The 19,075-nt window shown below is 49.2% G+C and carries 30 protein-coding genes, 1 tRNA gene and 1 riboswitch; of the genes, 9 read left to right on the top strand and 22 right to left on the bottom strand.

Features of this window, described 5'->3' with window-relative positions:
• Positions 1-77: 77 nt before the first annotated feature.
• The 5 genes from DSM465_RS0113380 to DSM465_RS0113360 form a co-directional block, all read right to left on the bottom strand.
• Positions 78-866 carry an APH(3') family aminoglycoside O-phosphotransferase gene (locus DSM465_RS0113380; protein WP_051358536.1) on the bottom strand — a complete coding sequence of 263 codons (789 nt, stop codon included), beginning with the start codon at positions 864-866 and terminating at the stop codon, positions 78-80.
• A 211-nt stretch (positions 867-1,077) separates the two neighbouring features.
• A tRNA-Val gene (locus DSM465_RS0113375) sits at positions 1,078-1,150 on the bottom strand.
• Positions 1,151-1,279: 129 nt separating this feature from the next.
• A complete protein-coding gene (locus tag DSM465_RS0113370) occupies positions 1,280-2,335 on the bottom strand; it encodes a polysaccharide pyruvyl transferase family protein (RefSeq protein WP_029761548.1) in 1,056 nt (351 codons plus the stop codon).
• Positions 2,332-3,453 carry a glycosyltransferase family 4 protein gene (locus tag DSM465_RS0113365; RefSeq protein WP_011886967.1) on the bottom strand — a complete coding sequence of 374 codons (1,122 nt, stop codon included), beginning with the start codon at positions 3,451-3,453 and terminating at the stop codon, positions 2,332-2,334. Before DSM465_RS0113365 ends, DSM465_RS0113370 begins: the two co-directional genes overlap by 4 nt.
• A gap of 2 nt (positions 3,454-3,455) precedes the next feature.
• Positions 3,456-4,154: a glycosyltransferase family 2 protein gene (locus tag DSM465_RS0113360; RefSeq protein WP_008878919.1), complete on the bottom strand. Its 699-nt coding sequence runs from the start codon at positions 4,152-4,154 to the stop codon at positions 3,456-3,458.
• Between the two features lie 266 nt (positions 4,155-4,420).
• Between DSM465_RS0113360 and DSM465_RS0113355 the strand changes: the two genes are divergently transcribed.
• The gene (locus DSM465_RS0113355) at positions 4,421-4,852 is read left to right on the top strand and encodes a hypothetical protein (protein ID WP_008878920.1); all 432 of its coding nucleotides are present in this window, start codon (positions 4,421-4,423) and stop codon (positions 4,850-4,852) included.
• 16 nt (positions 4,853-4,868) lie between these two features.
• The gene (locus tag DSM465_RS0113350) at positions 4,869-5,078 is read left to right on the top strand and encodes a hypothetical protein (RefSeq protein ID WP_008878921.1); all 210 of its coding nucleotides are present in this window, start codon (positions 4,869-4,871) and stop codon (positions 5,076-5,078) included.
• Positions 5,079-5,180: 102 nt separating this feature from the next.
• Here the strand turns inward: DSM465_RS0113350 and metC are convergent, their stop codons facing one another.
• Positions 5,181-6,359: a cystathionine beta-lyase gene (gene metC / locus DSM465_RS0113345; protein WP_008878922.1), complete on the bottom strand. Its 1,179-nt coding sequence runs from the start codon at positions 6,357-6,359 to the stop codon at positions 5,181-5,183.
• 3 nt (positions 6,360-6,362) lie between these two features.
• On the bottom strand, positions 6,363-7,466 hold the full coding sequence (locus DSM465_RS0113340) for a methionine biosynthesis PLP-dependent protein (protein ID WP_008878923.1): 1,104 nt from the start codon (positions 7,464-7,466) through the stop codon (positions 6,363-6,365).
• Positions 7,467-7,658: 192 nt separating this feature from the next.
• A riboswitch (SAM riboswitch) is annotated at positions 7,659-7,769 on the bottom strand.
• A gap of 187 nt (positions 7,770-7,956) precedes the next feature.
• Between DSM465_RS0113340 and DSM465_RS0113335 the strand changes: the two genes are divergently transcribed.
• The 3 genes from DSM465_RS0113335 to DSM465_RS0113325 are packed head-to-tail and all read left to right on the top strand — an operon-like array spanning position 7,957 to position 9,679.
• Positions 7,957-8,685 carry an alpha/beta hydrolase gene (locus DSM465_RS0113335; RefSeq protein WP_008878924.1) on the top strand — a complete coding sequence of 243 codons (729 nt, stop codon included), beginning with the start codon at positions 7,957-7,959 and terminating at the stop codon, positions 8,683-8,685.
• 38 nt (positions 8,686-8,723) lie between these two features.
• Complete coding sequence (locus tag DSM465_RS0113330; RefSeq protein ID WP_029761546.1) at positions 8,724-9,245, top strand: YjcG family protein; 522 nt, start codon at positions 8,724-8,726, stop codon at positions 9,243-9,245.
• Entirely contained in the window at positions 9,245-9,679 is a 435-nt protein-coding gene (locus DSM465_RS0113325; protein WP_029761545.1) for a GNAT family N-acetyltransferase, read from the top strand. Before DSM465_RS0113330 ends, DSM465_RS0113325 begins: the two co-directional genes overlap by 1 nt.
• Before the next feature lie 34 nt (positions 9,680-9,713).
• On the opposite strand, the gene DSM465_RS0113320 is transcribed toward DSM465_RS0113325, so the two are convergent.
• The 3 genes from DSM465_RS0113320 to DSM465_RS0113310 all read right to left on the bottom strand — a co-directional run bounded on the left by DSM465_RS0113320 (position 9,714) and on the right by DSM465_RS0113310 (position 10,544).
• Positions 9,714-9,971: a stage VI sporulation protein F gene (locus DSM465_RS0113320; RefSeq protein WP_008878927.1), complete on the bottom strand. Its 258-nt coding sequence runs from the start codon at positions 9,969-9,971 to the stop codon at positions 9,714-9,716.
• Between the two features lie 124 nt (positions 9,972-10,095).
• Positions 10,096-10,230, bottom strand: a complete 135-nt coding sequence (locus DSM465_RS19020; protein ID WP_008878928.1) for a YjcZ family sporulation protein — start codon at positions 10,228-10,230, stop codon at positions 10,096-10,098.
• A 77-nt stretch (positions 10,231-10,307) separates the two neighbouring features.
• Positions 10,308-10,544 (bottom strand): hypothetical protein, encoded by a 237-nt coding sequence (locus DSM465_RS0113310; RefSeq protein ID WP_008878929.1) that lies wholly within the window; start codon positions 10,542-10,544, stop codon positions 10,308-10,310.
• A gap of 124 nt (positions 10,545-10,668) precedes the next feature.
• Here DSM465_RS0113310 and DSM465_RS0113300 point away from each other — a divergent pair, with 124 nt between their 5' ends.
• Positions 10,669-10,989, top strand: coding sequence for a thioredoxin family protein (locus tag DSM465_RS0113300; RefSeq protein WP_008878930.1), 321 nt, complete (start codon positions 10,669-10,671; stop codon positions 10,987-10,989).
• A 125-nt stretch (positions 10,990-11,114) separates the two neighbouring features.
• Here DSM465_RS0113300 and DSM465_RS19625 read toward each other — a convergent pair whose 3' ends face one another.
• From DSM465_RS19625 to DSM465_RS0113245, 11 genes are all read right to left on the bottom strand, one after another.
• Positions 11,115-11,285, bottom strand: a complete 171-nt coding sequence (locus tag DSM465_RS19625; protein ID WP_008878931.1) for a hypothetical protein — start codon at positions 11,283-11,285, stop codon at positions 11,115-11,117.
• A gap of 19 nt (positions 11,286-11,304) precedes the next feature.
• On the bottom strand, positions 11,305-12,165 hold the full coding sequence (locus DSM465_RS0113290; RefSeq protein ID WP_008878932.1) for a DUF421 domain-containing protein: 861 nt from the start codon (positions 12,163-12,165) through the stop codon (positions 11,305-11,307).
• Positions 12,166-12,177: 12 nt separating this feature from the next.
• On the bottom strand, positions 12,178-12,384 hold the full coding sequence (locus tag DSM465_RS0113285) for a DUF1657 domain-containing protein (protein WP_008878933.1): 207 nt from the start codon (positions 12,382-12,384) through the stop codon (positions 12,178-12,180).
• Positions 12,385-12,395: 11 nt separating this feature from the next.
• Complete coding sequence (gene spoVAE / locus DSM465_RS0113280) at positions 12,396-12,752, bottom strand: stage V sporulation protein AE (protein ID WP_029761544.1); 357 nt, start codon at positions 12,750-12,752, stop codon at positions 12,396-12,398.
• Between the two features lies 1 nt (position 12,753).
• Positions 12,754-13,767 carry a stage V sporulation protein AD gene (spoVAD, locus tag DSM465_RS0113275; RefSeq protein WP_008878935.1) on the bottom strand — a complete coding sequence of 338 codons (1,014 nt, stop codon included), beginning with the start codon at positions 13,765-13,767 and terminating at the stop codon, positions 12,754-12,756.
• Positions 13,767-14,246, bottom strand: coding sequence for a stage V sporulation protein AC (spoVAC, locus tag DSM465_RS0113270; RefSeq protein WP_008878936.1), 480 nt, complete (start codon positions 14,244-14,246; stop codon positions 13,767-13,769). Before spoVAC ends, spoVAD begins: the two co-directional genes overlap by 1 nt.
• Before the next feature lie 11 nt (positions 14,247-14,257).
• Positions 14,258-14,734 carry a YhcN/YlaJ family sporulation lipoprotein gene (locus DSM465_RS0113265; protein ID WP_029761543.1) on the bottom strand — a complete coding sequence of 159 codons (477 nt, stop codon included), beginning with the start codon at positions 14,732-14,734 and terminating at the stop codon, positions 14,258-14,260.
• A gap of 96 nt (positions 14,735-14,830) precedes the next feature.
• Positions 14,831-15,037 (bottom strand): DUF1657 domain-containing protein, encoded by a 207-nt coding sequence (locus DSM465_RS0113260; protein WP_008878938.1) that lies wholly within the window; start codon positions 15,035-15,037, stop codon positions 14,831-14,833.
• Between the two features lie 163 nt (positions 15,038-15,200).
• Positions 15,201-15,404: a hypothetical protein gene (locus tag DSM465_RS0113255; protein WP_008878939.1), complete on the bottom strand. Its 204-nt coding sequence runs from the start codon at positions 15,402-15,404 to the stop codon at positions 15,201-15,203.
• 27 nt (positions 15,405-15,431) lie between these two features.
• Entirely contained in the window at positions 15,432-15,656 is a 225-nt protein-coding gene (locus tag DSM465_RS0113250) for a hypothetical protein (protein ID WP_008878940.1), read from the bottom strand.
• Positions 15,657-15,927: 271 nt separating this feature from the next.
• Complete coding sequence (locus DSM465_RS0113245) at positions 15,928-16,266, bottom strand: spore coat protein (RefSeq protein ID WP_008878941.1); 339 nt, start codon at positions 16,264-16,266, stop codon at positions 15,928-15,930.
• Between the two features lie 150 nt (positions 16,267-16,416).
• On the opposite strand from DSM465_RS0113245, the gene DSM465_RS0113240 reads away from it, so the two are divergent.
• Both DSM465_RS0113240 and DSM465_RS0113235 read left to right on the top strand, forming a co-directional pair.
• Positions 16,417-17,139, top strand: coding sequence for a BMQ_0737 family morphogenetic spore coat protein (locus DSM465_RS0113240; RefSeq protein ID WP_008878942.1), 723 nt, complete (start codon positions 16,417-16,419; stop codon positions 17,137-17,139).
• A gap of 102 nt (positions 17,140-17,241) precedes the next feature.
• On the top strand, positions 17,242-18,006 hold the full coding sequence (locus DSM465_RS0113235) for a hypothetical protein (RefSeq protein WP_008878943.1): 765 nt from the start codon (positions 17,242-17,244) through the stop codon (positions 18,004-18,006).
• A gap of 187 nt (positions 18,007-18,193) precedes the next feature.
• Here the strand turns inward: DSM465_RS0113235 and DSM465_RS0113230 are convergent, their stop codons facing one another.
• Positions 18,194-18,544, bottom strand: a complete 351-nt coding sequence (locus DSM465_RS0113230) for a DUF1360 domain-containing protein (RefSeq protein ID WP_029761542.1) — start codon at positions 18,542-18,544, stop codon at positions 18,194-18,196.
• Positions 18,545-18,713: 169 nt separating this feature from the next.
• Here DSM465_RS0113230 and DSM465_RS0113225 point away from each other — a divergent pair, with 169 nt between their 5' ends.
• The gene (locus DSM465_RS0113225; RefSeq protein WP_008878945.1) at positions 18,714-19,049 is read left to right on the top strand and encodes a hypothetical protein; all 336 of its coding nucleotides are present in this window, start codon (positions 18,714-18,716) and stop codon (positions 19,047-19,049) included.
• Positions 19,050-19,075: the final 26 nt, after the last annotated feature.

Below are 19,075 nucleotides of genomic sequence, written 5' to 3'. Positions count from 1 at the left end.
ATCAAGTACATCTTTTGGTGATGAACCAAAAATATGCGATATTTCAAGTTTTTTCCGTTTAAAGGAATTAATAAAAATTAAAAAAGTTCATCCAAAAGAATGTAATACCGAATCTTGTCCCAATCGGGTTCTAATCCTAACTTCTCAAACAGCATATCTGCATAAAATCTCTGATATTGCTTTCCAGTATACTTCCCATTAAGATTATGTAGCAAGCTGCGATAACACAAAGCGATATCCTGCCATTTATCTGCGATCCCTGCCCTTCCTAAATCAATGTATCCGGAAACTTTTCCATTTGCTAAAAATATATTGGGAAGACAAAAGTCTCCATGGGATAGGACAAGATCTTCCTCTGGCTTATGATTATTAAGCCATTCAAGAAGATGATTTGGATTTTTGAATCCATTTTCACCAAATGTACCTGGCTCCGCATCATCTACATCCACAAGGTTATTTTCCACTCTATATTTCGCCATCTGCAATTTTTTCTCCAGATTCCAAATGCATGGACAGTGATTGATATCGACATTCCATAACATTTGCAATCCTTCTGCCAGCATAGTCGTTAATTGCTCCGGATCTTTCAAATATTTATCTGCGCAAGCCATTTCCCCAGGTACTTTTGTCATTAAGAGATAGGCCTTCTTTTCATCTCTTTCATATCCCAAAACCTTAGGGACTGGTAGTTTGCCCTGCAACCATTCCATAACATGATATTCATTTTCTGCTTCTTCACTTATTGTTTGGATTTTAAGCACTTTATCCTTAAACAGAACGACTGTAGAATCGGACATTCCTACATCGTCAATAGAATACTCCTCTTCATGAATTAGACTCTTGATTTTATCAGGTAAATCAAGCATTTGTAACCATCCTCTTCAACATCACTATTTACAATCTGGTTTAATTGTAAAACCACAGTATTAAGAAGCAAAATAAAAAGGCGCACTTCATCGTGCGCCTTTCCTACCCCATATCGTTTCTATACCCATTCACTTATTCAATCTTTTACATTCCATCATCGTTTATATCATACAACAACACCTCGAACCCAAGCGAGTTCGAGGTGCTTGATGATTCCGACTGGGCTCGAACCAGCGACCTCCACCCTGTCAAGGTGGCGCTCTCCCAGCTGAGCTACGGAATCATATTTTGTTGTTCGCTATCGAACACATTTTTAATTATATAGACGAGCATACAGGTTGTCAACAACTTTTTTTAAAAAAATCGATGTTCATGATGAAAAAAGGTAATGAAAAGGGGAAGGCGCCTTCCCCTAAACAAATAATCCGTGTTGGAACGGTTCGAGCAAGAGCGGAGTGTATTGGCGGCGGGCGGCTTCGTATTGCTCAATGATGCGGCTGCGCTGTTCTTCGGCGAGGGCCACTGTTTTGACCAATTCCGTGTCAAGCTGCGGGCTAGCGGTGGAAATGACATACTGTTCGAAGCCGAGCGAGGCGGCGAAATCGAAGACTTTGAACCGGTAGCCGAGCATGACGGCCGGAACGTGGGCAGCAAGGGACAACAAGTTGGCATGGAGCTTAAAGTTGACGGTGGCCGTCAATGGGCGGAGCCGCTCGATGAGCTGTTGTTCGTTGTATAACGTGCGGTCGAAGGTGACGCGCTCCGGGCAATTGATTTTCTTGTACAGCCGCTCGCAGGCGGAGCGATCGCTCGGCCAGACGATGTACAAGTAAATCCGGTAACCAGCGTCAATCCACGTTTTGGCGGCGCGGACGAGTGCGTCTTCGACGAGCGCTTCGTTTTGCCCGAACAAGCGGTTATACGTCGTCCCCCAGTTAATGCCGATTATTTTTTCTGTCTTTGGCTGCTCAGCGGGCATAGCGGGTGATAGAAGCAGTCCGGGATCGCCGATGACACGGACGTTTGGAGGACAGGCGTCTAACGTGTCCAAGGCCGCTTTGCTGAGCGGGCCACGGATGCCCGCGAAGGCGGCCGAGGCAAGGACCGTGCGAAAGAGTTCGGCGTCTTTGGCGGAAAAATGATGGTTGAGTGCTGGCTTGGCACCCGCGCGCAAGGCGTCCGTTTCCATCGGGCCGATCCAGTCGATGCCGGTTCCCCATATCCAGATTGGTTTTCCTGCTTCGTGCGCTTGACGCAAAACGGCCATATAGCCCGGAAGCAAGAGCGAACCGCCGCCGAGGACGATGGCGTCATAAGGGCTCGTGTCTTTCCAATTGACCTTAGGCGTTGACGGAACGATCTGAACGCCTGGGGCGTACTGGCGAGCCGAGGCGGCGAAGACGTTCCATAACAGTTCATCACCGATGTTTTGAAATCCAAGCCAACCGATATACAGCACTTTTTTCATTGTTTCGCTTCCCCTTTCAGCAATGATTCATAGACGTTAAGCACTTGATCCACACACGTTTGAATATTGAACTGGCGCATGACCCACTCCCGCCCGGCCTGGCCGAGCTGTTCGAGATATAAGGGGGATCGAAGAAGGTGTTTCATGTCTTGGGAAAGGATGTAGCGGCTGCAATCTTGACGTGAGCCATGATCGCCGAAGTAGCATTCCCATGCGTCCTTATAGGAGTTTGGTTCGACGAGGCCGAAGTAGCCGTGGTTGCCGGCGGCAAGCACCGGTTTGCCGCATGCCATTGCTTCTAAGGCGACTCTCCCAGTGCCGACGACAAGATCGGCAAGCGAATAGTATGGCGCCATGTCCCCTTGTTCACCAACAAGATGAATAAACGTCGCGCGACACGTTTGGTGGATGAGACGGGTAAGGTTCTCGGCGTCGGAAAAGCGCGGACCGTCTCCGACAACAACGACGTACAAGTTCGGAAACAGCGGTTTGAGATCTTTGCACGCTTTTAACACCATAAAGCAAATGCGCGCTTTTGCCCAGGCGAGCCGGCTACTGTAGACGATGACAAGGGCATCGTCTGGGATGCCGAGCGCCTGCCGTCCCTGACGGCCAAGCGGTGCGAACTCGTTCGTGTCAATGCCGTTCGGAATGAGAAACCGCTTCGCGATCATCGGGCGGATATGGCGCTCGACAGGTGGGCTGACAGCGATAGCAGCTGACGCTAAGCGGAGCATCGTTTCCAATTCGGAAAGTGGATAGTATGTGCCATGAGCGGTAAAGACAACCGGGACGCCGCAACGGTTCGCTGCAAGGGCAGTGAGGATGCCGGATGGGGTTTGATGGGTGTGAACGATCGAGATGTTTTCCTTCTTTATCACCGCCTCAAGCTGCTCAATGATCTGTTCTTTTCGCTGCTCGTCAATGTTGATCACCGTTGGAAAATCAATGAAGTAAAGCGGACAGCCAACTGCCTCGAAGCGGGAAGCGAGCGCCCCATTTCGGGCGGCGACAGCGATGTGAATACCGCGGGCTGCCATTTCTTTTGCCAAACTTAAGGCGTGTGTTTCTGTTCCTCCGAAATCAAGGCCGTCTAGCACCATCAATACACGCATCATCCTCAACCTCTTTTCCCGTAAAATTGACGCGAGCGTTGCTTCGGATGGCTGCGGTAATAATAAAGGATATCAGGCAAGTTATCGATTTCGAGCTTCGCGTTTAAAAACTTGACGATAAACTCATAGTCTTCCGCACCTCGAATGCGTCTTGTCGGCCCGCCGAGCCGGTCGAATACTTCACCGCGGAACATAATCGTTCCGTGGCAAACGCAATGTTTGCCTTGGGCGTATACACGGCGGATGTTGTCGCTTCCGTACGCCAGCCAGTTAGCGGGGGTTTGGCGCTCAAAATGGCCGTCGGGAAAGAAAGCGTATTTGGTGCCGACTAAGGCGATGTTTGGGTGCTCGCGCAAAAAGGAAAGCTGTTTTTCCAACCGCTCAGGGTGGGAAATATCGTCGGCATCATGAACAGCAATGTACTCTCCGATGCTTGAAAAATAGCCGACCGTTACCGCCCCGGCAAAGCCAATGTTGCGGGGTAGCTTAATATACATGATCGAAAAAAATGGCGAATGTTGTTCCATCCATTGTTTTACCGTTTCTTCGCTTTGATCCGTGGAACCATCATCGACAATAATGACCTCAAACTGTTGGTATGTTTGCCTAGCAAGCCCGTCAAGACAATCTTGAATGTAACGGGAAGCATTATAGCATGGAATGACGACGCTAATAAAATCGCTTTTTCGCTTTGATTCCATCATCAATCCCCTCTTCTACTATCCAGTTTTCTTCTTATACTATATATCCAGTTTTCTTCTTAGCGGTGAGAGGCGATCGTTGATTTGTAAAAAAATAGGATAATATTACTTTCCCCTCTACCATCTTTCCTAACAAAATTCGACCTTTCCCCCATACCTGCCACTAAAAAAAATCGTTCTTTTTTCCGTGGATACGTACCCGTGTCGAATAAGAGCACGGTGCATATACGTAGTTAACGTATCGAAATCACAGGAAGGAGGAAAACACATTGAGCTCTAAACATTTACACCATGCGTCAAAAGAGATGAAAAAAATCCGTACATGGCTTGAAAAACTAGATTTGGACGATTCGACATTGGAACAGATCCATTCTTTGTTACAAGAGCGCAAAGGTGATGTGGAACAAATTTTGAAAAGAATGCGTGGTGAGGGACAAGAACAGCGTGCTCTTTTAGCAGATGAAAGGGAGTTGTTGCAGAAGATTTGTGACGCGCTGCATACCGGTACATCGTTAATAGGCGATATTCGCGATGAACTTAACGACTTGATCGGTGAAACGGTAGAAATTACGGTCAATTTCGGGCTCGTGACCGGCACCGTCAGGGCAGTCCGAATCGATTATGTTGTGCTTGAAGATGCGCTCGGCCGTTTCGTCTACCTTCCGTTTACCAACATTCAAGCCGTCGCCCTATTAGACTGAAAGGAGGGAGGAAACGATGAACTTTTCGCTCCTATTGATACTGCAGCTCCGCCGCTTGATCGGCGAGACGCTCCAAGTCGCAACCGATAACAACTTGTTTGAAGGAAAATTGACTGCTGTTGGGAATGGAATTATTCAACTGCAAGCCGAAGCAGGTGAATATGAGCAGGAAACACGAACGGTCTTGATTCAACTTTCGGCCATTAACTTTGTTCGCGAGCTGTAACAACAAAGAGTATAAGGTATGCATCCGCCGAAACCTCACATACCTTATCAAACAATGAAAAACGGCTATGCTGTTACAGCATAGCCATTTTTTTACTTTCTTTCATCGCGCCGGAATCGACGAGCGCTCGTTGACAAATGATAGCGCCTGCTCAAAATCGGCGATCAAATCGTTGAGATCCTCAAGCCCGACGCTCAACCGCAACAGTCCGTCGGTAATGCCGCGTCGCAGCCGCTCGTCTTTCGGCATGGCGGCATGTGACATTTTCGCTGGATACGATAAAATCGATTCAACAGCGCCAAGACTGACGGCGAACACCGGTAAGCGAACGTTTCGGACGAACGTCCGGGCCGCTTCTTCATCTGCTAGGCGGAACGACAGCACAGCGCCGAACCCAGCCGCTTGATTGCGCTGGATCGCATGGCCCGGGTGGTGGGACAATCCTGGATAGTACACTTCCTCTACTTTGGGATGGCGCGTCAAATAGGCAGCAAGGGCGGCCGCTGATTCAGACGACTGTTTCAGCCGGACATGGAGTGTTTTTACACCGCGCAGCACAAGCCAAGCATCTTGGACGCCAAGGACGGCGCCAAAGGCGTTTTGCAATTTGTACAGCTGTTTACCGAGCTCCTCGTCTTTTACGACCGCCAACCCGGCAACGACGTCGCTATGGCCGGCTAAAAACTTCGTCGCACTATGAAGCACAACATCGACGCCGAGATCCAACGGCCGCTGCAACGCTGGGGTCATGAACGTATTGTCCAGAAAAGTTAAACAGCCATGCGCTTTCGCCAGCTTGACGACACCGCGAATGTCGGTCACTTTTAAGAGCGGATTGGACGGCGTTTCCATATAAATGACCTTTGTGTTCGGCCGGATGTTTTCCGCCACTGCTTCAAGGTCCGTCATGTCAACGAACGTATATTCGATACCAAAGCGATTAAGCACCTCGGTAATCATCCGGTATGTGCCGCCATAGACGTCTTCCGTCACGAGCACATGGTCGCCCTTTGACAGGAGCAAAAATGCTGTGGAAATGGCAGCCATGCCAGAAGCAAATGCAAACCCGCGCACACCGCCTTCCAATGCGGCAATCGTTTCTTCAAGCGCCTCGCGCGTCGGATTGCCGGAGCGGCTGTAGTCGTATTTACCGAATGAGTCGAAATCGAACTGATGGAACGTGGATGCATGCTGGATCGGCACGCTCACCGCCCCTGTATGTCGATCGACTTTCCATTTGTTATGGAGCAATTTCGTCGAAAACGACCATTCCCGTTCCATCGCTCACACCTCTTTCATGTTTTTCAATGCCTGCGCTAAATCAGCGATCAAATCGTCGGCATGCTCGATACCGACCGAGAAACGGAGCAGACGGTTGCAAACACCGTTTTGGATGCGGATTTCTTCCGGAATATCAGCGTGCGTCTGCGTCGCCGGATACGTGATAAAGCTTTCGACCCCGCCTAGGCTTTCCGCGAACGTAATGAGACGCAAACATCGCAAAAAACCGTTCACCCATTTTTCATCGGCAATCCGGAACGACAACATTCCCCCTCTTCCCGGGTATAGCACATCAGTGACCTCTTCGTGTTCACGCAAAAAGGAGCAGATGCGCTTGGCGTTTTCTTCATGCTGGCGCATCCGCAGCGCCAACGTTTTCATCCCGCGAATCAACAGCCATGAATCAAACGGCGACAAAACGGCGCCGATGGCGTTATGGTACTCCGCCAAGCGCTGACAGAGCTCTTCGCCCTTAGCAACAACTAGACCAGCTAAGACGTCGTTATGGCCGCCTAAATATTTCGTGGCGCTATGGATGACAATATCAGCCCCTTGTTCGATCGGGCGTTGAAGCACTGGCGTATAAAACGTGTTGTCAACGATCAGTAAAAGCCCATACCGCCTAGCGAGCTCTGAGACGGCGCGGATATCGGTCTCATGCATAAGCGGGTTTGTTGGAGTTTCCAAAAAGATTGCTTTCGTCCGTTCCGTGATTTTTTCTTCCACGGCATCCAAATCAGCAAAATCAACGTAATGAAATCCGAGGCCGTATTTACGCCAGCCGCGCTCAAACAGTCGGTACGTGCCGCCGTAAAGGTCGGCCGATACGAGAAACTCGTCTCCGCTCTCAAACAAGGCGAGCACTGTCTGAATGGCGGCCATGCCGGAACTGAACGCATAGCCTTGGTCACCACCTTCAAGCCTCGCGATCGCCTCTTCGACGATTTTGCGCGTCGGATTGCCGGTGCGGATGTAGTCAAACCCGGTGGACTCTCCAATGCCGGCATGGCGGTAGGCGGTGGAAAAATAAACCGGCGGGTTGACCGTCCCCGTCACCGTTTCGCTCCGATTGCCAATTTGCGCCAACAATGTCTCCAGTTTCTTCATCTCATCTCTCTCCTTCTGCCGAAAAATTCCCTTCCGACGGATAGGGTGTCTGAAGCGTACCGCTGCTTGTCTCGGCAGCCAAGCACTTCGTTTTTGGATCGACTCACAAGTCAGCGGATCAACCACCCAAAAAAAGGAAAATAAAAAAAGTCTTCTAAGAAGAAGACTTTTCCATATCCATGGTCACGCTTCTTCTTATCTGCCGAATTGAATACTCAATTCGCTGGATTTAGCACCTGGCCGATTTCCGGCTGGTTGCTGAAGCTTCACAGGGCCAGTTCCCTCCGCTTCTCTTGATAAGAATAGGACGTATATTCAATTTTGTTAATTTATAAAAAAATGTAACGCATTCCGGCCGTTTTTGCAAGTCATTTTTTTGACATTGGCAATGTTCGGCAAATTGATGAAAAATTCGAGCCCTTCATTAACATCTTTTCGCCCAAATATGTTACAATAACAGGTGAACTTACCGTTTTCATGGAGGATGGTCATGGCAATCGCAGCAGGAATAATGCGTGATTATGCGCTTTACAGCGGAGAACTTCAAGAGAAAATCGAACTACTTGTTTATTTGCCAAGCAATTTTTCTCCGCTTCACAAATATTCTTTACTAATCGCTCAAGACGGCAAAGATTATTTTATGTATGGAAAAGTGAAACGCGTCATCGAAACGCTCATGGAGGAAGGAACGATCGACCGGACGATCGTCGTCGGCATCCCATATCGGAATGTGAACGACCGCTACGAGAAATATCACCCAGCGGGGCAAAAACACGAAGCGTACATTCGTTTTTTAGCTCATGAACTCGTTCCGTTTTTGGACCATGAGCTACCGACCTATCAAATGGGCAAAGGCCGGGCGCTGATCGGCGATTCGCTCGGTGGAACGATCTCGTTGCTAGCTGGATTGTTGTATCCGCATACATTTGGAAACATCGCCATGCAGTCCCCTTATATCGATGACTCAGTGCTGGCGCGTATCCGCGCGTTCCGTGATCCGTCACTTCTTTCGATTTACCATTCCGTCGGCACGGAAGAAACAGCCGTGAAAACAACGGACGGCCATGTGCGCGACTTTATTACACCAAATCGGGTGGCGCGAGACTTGTTTATGGAAAAACAATTCGCCTATACGTACCATGAGTTTGCCGGCGGTCATGCGTGGACGTATTGGCAGCCTGACTTACCGAGAGCTGTATCCGCTATTTTGTCGCTGTAAACACATAGAAAAACAACCATCTAAGGAGGGAAATCGGGATGAAGTACGGCATTGTATTATTTCCATCAAAATGTATTCAAGATTTTGCCAACTCTTACCGAAAACGGTATGACAGCCATTACGCTCTTATTCCGCCGCACATCACGTTAAAATATCCGTTTGAAGCGAATGAGGGGCAATTGAAAGAGATGACGAAAGAATTGCACCGTATCGCAGCGGAAACTCCTCCAATCCCCATCAAAGTGACAAAATTCAGCTCGTTTTACCCGACGAGCAACATCATTTATTTGAAAGTGGAGCCAAACGACGTGCTTAAGCACCTCCATGAACAGCTGCACAGCGGCCTGTTCGCCGGCAAGCCAGAATTTGCATTCGTGCCGCACATTACGATCGGCCGTGATTTACCGGGGGCGGAATACGCCGATGTCTACAGCCAAGTGAAGCTGCAACACGTACATTTTGAAGAGACGATCGACCGCTTCCATCTCCTTTACCAGCTCGAAAACGGATCGTGGACCGTGTATGACACATTTGTCGTTGGAGGAAAGGAAACGGTATAATGAACATCGCCATTGGAACAACAAAAGATCGCTCCTTGTACGAGGACGCTTTGCACGTCCGCCGGCTCGTGTTTATCGAGGAACAAGACGTGCCGGAAGAGGACGAAATCGATGCGTTCGAGCAAGAATCGTCCCATCTTGTTTTATATGATGGCGAAAAACCGGTCGCGGCCGGCCGACTGCGCTTCATCGACGAAGGGGTTGGCAAAATTGAGCGCATTTGCGTTTTGCCGTCCTACCGCGGCTGCGGCGTTGGACAAATGGTGATGGCGGCCATTGAACAGCTCGCGAAAACAAAAGGGGCGAAAAAAGTGAAGCTGAACGCCCAAACTCACGCCGAACCGTTTTACAAAAAACTCGGCTATGAGGTGATATCCGACGTGTTTATGGACGCCGGTATTCCGCACGTCACAATGGTGAAATCGCTTGAATAATAAGGGAGCTTGCATCTGCACAGCTCCCTTTTGCTTATTTTTTATTGTTCAGCATATTGGCGATCGTATTAAAGTCAATTTGTTTGCCGCTATGGACGATCGTTTTGACGATTTGGTCTTCAAGTTCTTTCGGCACTCTCCGATTGGCGATTTGAGCGACCCGCTTCACTACTTGGCGCACTGTTTTTTCATCGCTGAAATTGGCGTTTTGCAGCGAGTTGGCAAGCTCAAAAATATCTTTCATATTCACGCCTGTTTTCTTTTCAATGTTTTTAAAAAATTGCTGATCCATCTTCCCGCCTCCTTCTCCCTGTATATCGTATGATGCCTCTACAAGAAGGTGCATCAAATGAGGAAAGAAAAATACGAGCCGCTCCGCAGCACCGAAACGACCCGTATCGGATTCGTTTTTTCCATTAGCCGACAAATGCAGCGCCGACAATGATCAACAAGATGAACAAGACGACAATCAACACAAAGCCACCGCCATAGCCATAGCCGCCATAGCCGTAGCCACCATAACCGTAGCCTCCATAGCCGCAGAAGCCCATCCTCGTGCACCTCCTTCTTCGTTTACTGTATTGTATTCATCGGCTCGAGGTAGCGTATGGGCGCACGCGCCATTTTGTCATCCAAATAAGCGGAACAGCATAGCAAACTCCTTTTCCTTTTTCGCAAACCATTGTTCAATGTAATTTAGGTTGCCTTGTACGCTTTGTAAAAACCCATTGTTTAGTTTTTCGATTTCTTGCAGCTGTTTATTGAAATCGTTCCCCCACTGTTCAAACAGACGGATGAATTGTTCGTGTCCTTCTTTCCTTGATGCCACCCATGCTTCCAGCGCCTTTTCCAGCTCTTTGCTCACACCTTTCCCCCCTTTCTTTCTGTTGTATGCAAGACGGGGGGCCGAATGTGAAGGCGTTCCTGTTCTTTTTTACCGCACCATATGGTAAAGTAAAGGATGACAACATGAAATGGAGGGAACACGCATGAAAGCCATTGAAACGAACGATCAGTTCACAGCGGCTATTTCTGGCAGCAAACCAGCTGTCATCAAATTTTACACCACTTGGTGCCCTGATTGTGTACGCTTGAACATGTTCATCGATGACATCATTCGTGATTACGATCAATATGATTGGTTTGAGATTAACCGCGACCAATTCCCGGAGCTTGGCGAGAAATATCAAGTGCTCGGCATCCCGAGCTTGCTTGTGTTCCAAAACGGGGAAAAAATCGCCCATCTGCATAGCGCCAACGCAAAAACCCCCGAAGAGGTGCGCGCCTTTTTGCAATCATTGCCCGCTTGATCGCCCTTTCCTGCATCATGAAAAACAAGGCGCTGCAACCATTTTCGGGCCATTGTTTTGGCGTATACGCAGCAATGAGAAAGGTGTCCCGTACATTTGGGACACCTTTCTCGATCACAAAACACTTAATATTCGATCTCTTCGTAATCTTTCGGTTGGTGGGTCAGCCTGCCACCATCGAACATAAATTGAATCGAAATTTCTTCGTCGGTCGTTCGCGCTCGTTCAGGGCGGCCATCTGCTTTAAGCTGAATTTGAATTTCCTCATCCGTTGTTTTTGTCCGTTTATTCTCCATGATCTGATCCTCCTCAATATTAATTTCGCAACAGTGGCTCGACTTTTTGGATGAGCTCCGTCATTTTCACCGCATTTGTTTCGTACAGCGCTTTTGCCTCTTTCGAATCGGTTTGCAACGCATATAACTCAAAATCAGCTTGTACTTTTTTCATTGCAGCCAACAACAACTTTTTCTCCTGCGGTTCGGCCACTTGGATTTTGTCATCGTACAAATCAATCGTTAACTGTCCATATGAATCGACTTGAGCGAGGAAGACATTTTCGACTGCTACTCCTTGCTTATCAAGTTGCTCCTTCAGCCAACCACGGCCAAGTCCCAACGTAGAGAGTGGCTCGTCCAAAATCACTCCATCCATAATGACGGTTTGTGGCTCTTTTTCCTGCGGCGGGTTCGGAAATACATCACCAACCGTAAGCGGCTGCTTTTCCCGCTTCAACAAGACGTTCAAATCACCGTTCGGCTCCAGTATTGCAAACTCAACATCGGCGACACGGAACACATCTTTTTTACGCAACTGCTCAAGCAACTCGTCAGCTGTGTATTTCTCCCGCTTTAAGTTTTCCTCTAAAATTTTGCCGTTTTTGATCAAAACCGTCGAGTTGCCCTCGACAAAATCGCGGAACTTTTTGTTGCGCAACGAAATGCGGGCGGCCAACACCGGAATGAGCGACCAAATTAAAATACTTGTAATTCCTTCCTGAAGAGAAATTCCCAAATCGACAGACATTGTTCCGGCAATATCCCCGACGGTAATGCCGACAATATATTCGAAAAATGACAGCTTTGCCAACGGCTTTTTGCCAAGAATGCGAGTAATGATAAACAGTCCGATCAAAATACAAAAGGAACGAATGGCGACTTCTAACCATACAGGCATGGATCATGCTCCTTACTTTCCATGATATTGCGGCTCCTCGAACTCAAGTCGGCTGATCCGTTTTTTCAGCTCGGCGATGATCTCCTCGGTGGTGAGCATCGCCTCATGAAACGTGCGTTGCGCTGTTTCATCCTGCGATGTGAGCGCCAATTGCTGCAGTCCGGCATGAATGCCTTTTAAGCTCGCTAACGTTTGTTTCACTTGCGAAGCAACCGTCATGAACGCTCCTCCTATCCTTTCGGGCGGAACAAAAGCGCCCCGATAAATCCGAAGACGATGGCGGCAGAGATGCCGACACTTGTCACTTCAAACATGCCAGTCAACACGCCAACAATTCCATGCTTTTCTGCTTCTTGCATCGCCCCGTGGACGAGCGAGTTTCCAAAGCTCGTGATCGGAATCGTTGCCCCGGCACCGGCGAAATCGATAAGCGGTTCGTACAAACCAAGTCCGTCTAAAATCGCCCCGGTGACAACAAGAATCGTTAATGTATGAGCGGGGGTTAATTTAAAAACATCCATCAAAATTTGGCCAATAACGCAAATCAACCCACCGACGACAAACGCCCAAAAAAACATGGTCAACACGCTACGCCTCACCTCCATACTCAATCGCTACCGCATGGGCGATGCAAGGAATCGTTTCATTTTGTTGGAACGACAATGGCGACAATAACGCCCCTGTCGCTACAGCTAAAATGCGCTTCAGCTCGCCGCGTCGCATCCGCTTGAGCAAGTGGCCGTAAATGACGACAGCGGAACAAGCTGCCCCACTTGCCCCGGACAGCACCGGCTGCCCGTCGCGGTAAATGAGCAGCCCACAATCTTGATAGCGTTCCTCATCGATATCGATGCCGTGCTGACGCAGCAAATCAAGAGAAACTTGACGCCCAATTCTCCCTAAGTCGCCAGTGACAATCAAGTCATAGTGGGATGCGTCAATTTGCATATCGCGCAAATGTGCCTCAATCGTATCGACCGCTGCTGGTGCCATCGCACCGCCCATATTAAACGGATCCGTCATTCCCATATCGACGACACGGCCGATCGTCGCCGCCGTTACACGCGGTCCATCCCCTTTTGGACTGACGATGGCCACCCCCGCGCCAGTGACAGTCCACTGCGCCGTCGGTGGTTTTTGTCCGCCGTATTCCGTCGGATAGCGGAACTGTTTTTCGACGGCGGTGTTGTGGCTTGATGCCCCGGTCAATATATAATCTGCCCCACCATAATTTGTAATAAAAGCGCTGAGCGCCAGCCCTTCCATTGACGTGGAACAAGCGCCGAAAACGCCGAGATATGGTGCACCGAGCGTCCGAGCGGCAAAACTTGTCGGCGTCATTTGGTTAATTAAGTCGCCAGCGATGAGAAATTGCACCTTTTCCTTCTCCAAACCGGCTTTTTCCATCGCTTGAAATGCCGCTTCCTCGAACAAGACGCGGTGCGCTTTTTCATACGAGTCCTCGCCAAGCCATAAATCTTCATGAAGAAAGTCGAAATCGTCAGCGAGACGGCCGTTTGCTTCAAACGGTCCACCAACTACAGCAGTCGCAACAATGACTGGCTTGTTCGCAAATACCCATGTGCGATGCCCTTTCAGCATTACAATCCCCCCCATTGTATGGCAATCGTTTTGATGAGGGCGATGACAAACGCGGCAAACGTGCCGAACAAAATGACCGAACCGGCGAGTTTGAACATGTTAGAACCGACGCCGAGCACAAATCCTTCTGTTCGATGTTCAATCGCCGCGGAAATAACGGCGTTGCCAAACCCCGTTACGGGCACAGCACTCCCCGCTCCCGCGAATTGAGCGATCCGGTCATAAACGCCAAGCCCGGTTAAAATCATTGACAAAAAAACCATTGTCGCTACGGTCGGGTTCCCTGCCGTCTGCTCAGTGAAGTCAAAGAAATACATATAAAAATAAGAGATCGCCTGTCCGATCGTACAAATGATCCCGCCAACGAGAAAAGCACGGGCACAGTTGCGGACGATCGGGCGCTTTGTTTCCCGTTCCTTTTCAAATAAGTGATACTCTTGTTGAACTGGAGTTAAGTTTTTCCTCTTTTCATTCGCCATAATGACACCTCTTATGTCTGCTCTTTGCTCAGCTTTTCAATGCGTCCGATTTCCCGGTTGACCTCTCGTTGATCCAAGCGCTTGTTGTCCATCTTTGTTTTTAATTGCTGCGTTTTCCAAAAGATTTTCAAATCACTCGAGGAAATCACCTTGTAACCGGGAAACATATCGCGCAATCGACCTTCAACGTCTTTTTCAATCTTCTTTCGGTTCCATCGCTGCATATGGGGAATTTGGTATGCGACAAGCAGCCGGTCTCCGCTGTTGACCACCACGACATCCCGGATATCCTCACGTCTACGTAAATAGTCGGCGGCCCGCTCGGCCGGCCCTTGGTCAAGCTTAGTTCCTTTTGCTGTCCCGGATGTTTGAGACCGCATCAAATTCGTCCCTTGCAACGATTGTTTTTGTTCTGTTTCCTCTTTCGCACAGCCGCTGGCTACCATGAGAGCGGCCATCACGACCAACCACCATTGTTTCATCGCCATCAACCCATTCTTTTTATGTATTTCCGTCAATTTGGGGAAAGGTTGGCGTACTGCCAACCTTTCCGCCCGAACCACAACATCTGCCCCGACAAAAAGTTACTGTTGTTTATATTGTGGCTCTTCGTTTTGAATTTCTTGCACGCGCGTGTTAACTAAATCGATGACCGCTTGCGTTTGCTGAGCAGCTTGCTGGTAAAGCTGTTTTGCATTTTGGTTTTCCGTTTGCAACGCGAACGTCTCGAAGCTCGCTTGGGCGGCTTTTAATCCAGCTAATGTTTGTTTTACTTGTGTAGCAACCGTCATGATTTATGTCCTCCTTACCATGTATAGAAGTTGGGGTTGACAATGTTTATAGTGGGTTTTCGGTGTCAAATTATAATTGTAATTTGCTGTAAAACATTCCGCCTCACGTTCCACCTTTTCGGACACAAAAAGGGCGCCGTTGACTGCAGGCGCCCCCTACCGTTTATGACTTTTTGTCGATTTTGTCAGAATAGCCGCGGCCGAGCGATGGATTGTTTAAAATGCCGGCCATCACTAAAATGCTTAACAGTGCTTGATACAGCTGCTCGTATTTACCAAGGTCGATATCAATGCCAAACGTCTCAAGCATCAGCACAGCAAACGACCCGATCGCAATCCAAAGACCGTAATTTTTAAAACGCTCCACCGTTCATATCCCCCATTTATCTCATCACTAAATCCATGAGAACGGTCTCCGTTCCCCTTCGTCCCGACCATGTTTCTCTTCATCGCGCCCTTTTTCATCCCGCACATCTTCGATGGCTTCGATTTCATCATCAACACGATGCGGGAACAACCATGGATCACGAATGCGTCGACGTGGCACAATCACCACATCATCGGCGTGAATGATCAACTTATCAACCTGGATGACTTTTGCTTTTTTTCGATCCGACATGCCCATCCCCCCTTCCTTTCGCCTAGTTGCACTGTTAGACTATGCAATGAAGGGAAGCAGGGTATAGGCGTCTCTCACGGCCGTTTGCTATTTCTTTGCGATCGGCCGGCCGCAGCCGCAGCCCCGTGGACGACGCACAGGCTGGGTTGCCGAGGAAAGTACCACTGCCTTCCGTTTCGGAGAAGTTGGTTTCCTCATGGCTTCATCCCCCCGTATAGAAAAAAATGTATAACTACTGTTATTGTATGGCCCTATAAGTCAAGGGTGCTTCTCATTTTTCATTTTTCTTTGTCTCGCTCTGGATGGGGACGATCGCGTTTTCGTGCCTTAGTGTATGGAAAAACCAACTGTCCGGCTGCTCTTCCTCGTAGACATCGCTCGTCTCTTCCGACTGTGGCAGTTGTTGCAGTTGACGGCGCAGCTCGTTGTTTTCTTTCATGAGCTGTTTGATTTGTTCGTAACGCTGCTCACTTTGGTAGGCCAATTCCCGCAAGACAATATTTTCTGCTTCCACCTCTTTCAATCGACGCTCCAGTTCGGCGATCTGTTCAACCAGCCGTTCATCCATTCCTTTTTTCTCTGTATTTATTGCCCTTTGTTTCTCTTTCATTCGTCATCTCCCCTTCATTTCGTTCTCTAGTGTGCGTCAGCAAAAAATCCGCATCTGTCCCAACACATTTACCCATATCGTTCATAGTATACAGTAGTCCCAAACCATCAGGAGTTGGGGAACAAATGAACGATAGGAGGAACGAAGAAAATGGGCCATTATCACCGTCGCGATAAAGAAAAAGTATGCATCAGAACCCGTAAAATTTACGACTGGGTGACGCGCCAAGTTGATGTACCGTTACGAAGCTTCAGCGGCGACGATTTGGAAACAATTTTTCCATCGGCCAATTGCCCTCGGCAGGGAACGATTTGCGAATTCTTGGCATCGCAATCGGCAGACCCGCAATCTTTTACGATCCGGTGCTTCTTATCCGATGCTGAAGGAAATCCGATCGACCCAACCGTTGATCACGACGCCTTGATTTGCCAGGAAATTACGCAATCAAACGGCCGGCAGCCTGTAAACGTCACTCTTCCTTCTGGTGAGACTGTCACGTTGCAAAAAGTCAAAGCGCTCGTCAAAGGACACGTCGTCGTGCAAATCGTCAGCCCGACCGGCACGGTCATTTGCGAATCGGCGCCGATTCCGTTTGCGACAGCGCAAACATTCATTTTATGCGCTCCAGAAGGCACGCAACTCAACTGCCATATTTCTTTCTTCGAATGCGACACGAGCCTAGTTTGCACAGACAACTTTAACCAGCTCGACGTTTCCATCACCTTGTGCCTCGAAGTCCAAATGGAAGCTGATGTCAAAATCGAAGTCGAAGCCCGTTTCTGCCAGCCGCGGGAAGAACTTGCTGAAGGCGTCACGCTTTGCCCGACGAAGAAATTCCCGCCGCAATGCCCAGACGTATTCCCGGCAATGTAACGTCCTGCACCGTTCAGGCTGTTGTTCCCAACAACAGCCTTTTTTATATGGCATTTGCCGGCCGTGCGTACATAAGATAAAAATGGAAGGGGTGGAAAGCAAGTGAAAAACACGAACGATGACCAACACCTCCGTCTGCAGCAGCAAATCATCCACTACCGCTCGGAAGCCGCCTCATGCAAGGAACAGTTGCAGCAACTTGAAGCCGAGCTGGCCAAGGAAAAAATGCGTAGCGCCTACTGGAAAGAAAAGTTCCGTGAAGCAGAAACGACCAATGTTGAAACGTATAAGAAGAAAATCGCCGCCTTGGAACGCCAGCTGTTGATGTACGAAATCGCTTTGGAAGAGACAGAACATCAGCGCTCTGAATGGCAACAAACAATGGCTGAACCGGTTGCCTCGGTCTCGGCGCTGTTTCACTATTCTATTGTCATTCCGCCACATCTTGACGAAGAAGAAATGACCGTGATCGGTGATTTCATCATTCGCAACAGCGGGACAACACCACTTCACCATCTCATTGTTTGCCTCCGTCTCTCGCCGCCGAAAATAGCAGTACTGAGCGGAAAAATTGTGCTGCCCCAAAGCTCCCGTGCGGAACAGGAACTGCTTGCCGGAAACAGCGGGGAAAGCTGGACGTTCATCCAAGAAAACTGGCGAGAGAAAGTGCGGCAAAACGGCGAATATTGGATCGCCCCGCTCCATGGTTCTCCGCTCGAACCCGGAGAAGAACGGCGTTTTTCCCAATTTGAGATCGCCGTCCGCCCGTCCGGCAGCGCTCGATCGTTGACAGTCGATGGTTTTGTGTATTGCTCTGAATTGCCAAAAGGCGTACCCGCAGCCAACCATATCGCCATCCAATGGTAAACGGTTCTTTCCTTCGCTTCACATCGCTCGGCGGCGCGTCTTCTTTTCTTAGCCGGCCTGCTCTTAGGCCGGTTTTCTCATTCCTGAGGTGAACGGTGTCCCCTTCTCGTCAAACAGCTATTGACAATCGGTCGCATCAATGGTCAATCCTCATTGGCCGATCGCGGCCTAAGTCGGCAATGTCTCTCTATGAGAGCCATTTGCCGACAACCGTCTCAATGATCGCTGCCCCGCCGGCAATGGCAAGCAACACGATGAGCGGTTGAAAAACGCCCGGCCACAGCGTAATACCAGCGTAACAAAACGCTGCACACCATATCCCAGTGCACCAGTAGCAGCTCAACAATTCGCCGAACCAGCGGCGCACCCCGTTTCCCTTCAAAACGAGAAATACTTCCTTTCTTCCATCCGGAAGCTCCTCTTCCACCCATTCATGGAAAGGCTGACGCAGCCAGTTGGTGATCGTATCATACACGATGAGCCTCGTCAGGCGGAAGCTAGCCAAACAAAGAAGAACAAACGAAAACGGACTATCCACATTCCTCCCCCTCTCCACTCCCCATGACCGCAAAAGGAAGTCTCTTTTCCCCTTCTCTTTCATGTAGCGGCGGGCGAATTCGTCTTCGTACGGACGTTTACCCAAACGCTCTCCTACGCCAATCATATGATGAAGTATAGGTTTTTAACACAAGAAAGGAGGCGACACAATGTATCATGTATTTTTCGAGCGGCGACCGACCCGACGACCAACCCAGCAGCCGGTTCGCCCCCAACTGCCCCAACTGCCTGGCGCTCTTTACGAACAGTTAACTGCGCTCCTGCCCGACACTGAAGTGAACGTGCACACTGCGAATGAGACGTATTACAATGCGCTTTTTCTCGGTTTCGAGCCGCAGACAAACACCGTTTCGCTGTTGGTTGACCGTTTTTACGAAGATGGAGGGCACACGCTTACCCTCGATGCAACCACGATCACTGCAATCGATCTCCCTGCTTCCATGCAGTCATCCTCATCAACGAATTTGGATGACGAGGTGGAATAACGAGAGAAAACAACATCGCCGGCTGG

Source organism: Geobacillus thermodenitrificans subsp. thermodenitrificans DSM 465 (assembly GCF_000496575.1).
Taxonomy (GTDB): domain Bacteria; phylum Bacillota; class Bacilli; order Bacillales; family Anoxybacillaceae; genus Geobacillus; species Geobacillus thermodenitrificans.
This window is presented reverse-complemented; position numbering and strand designations above follow the sequence as displayed.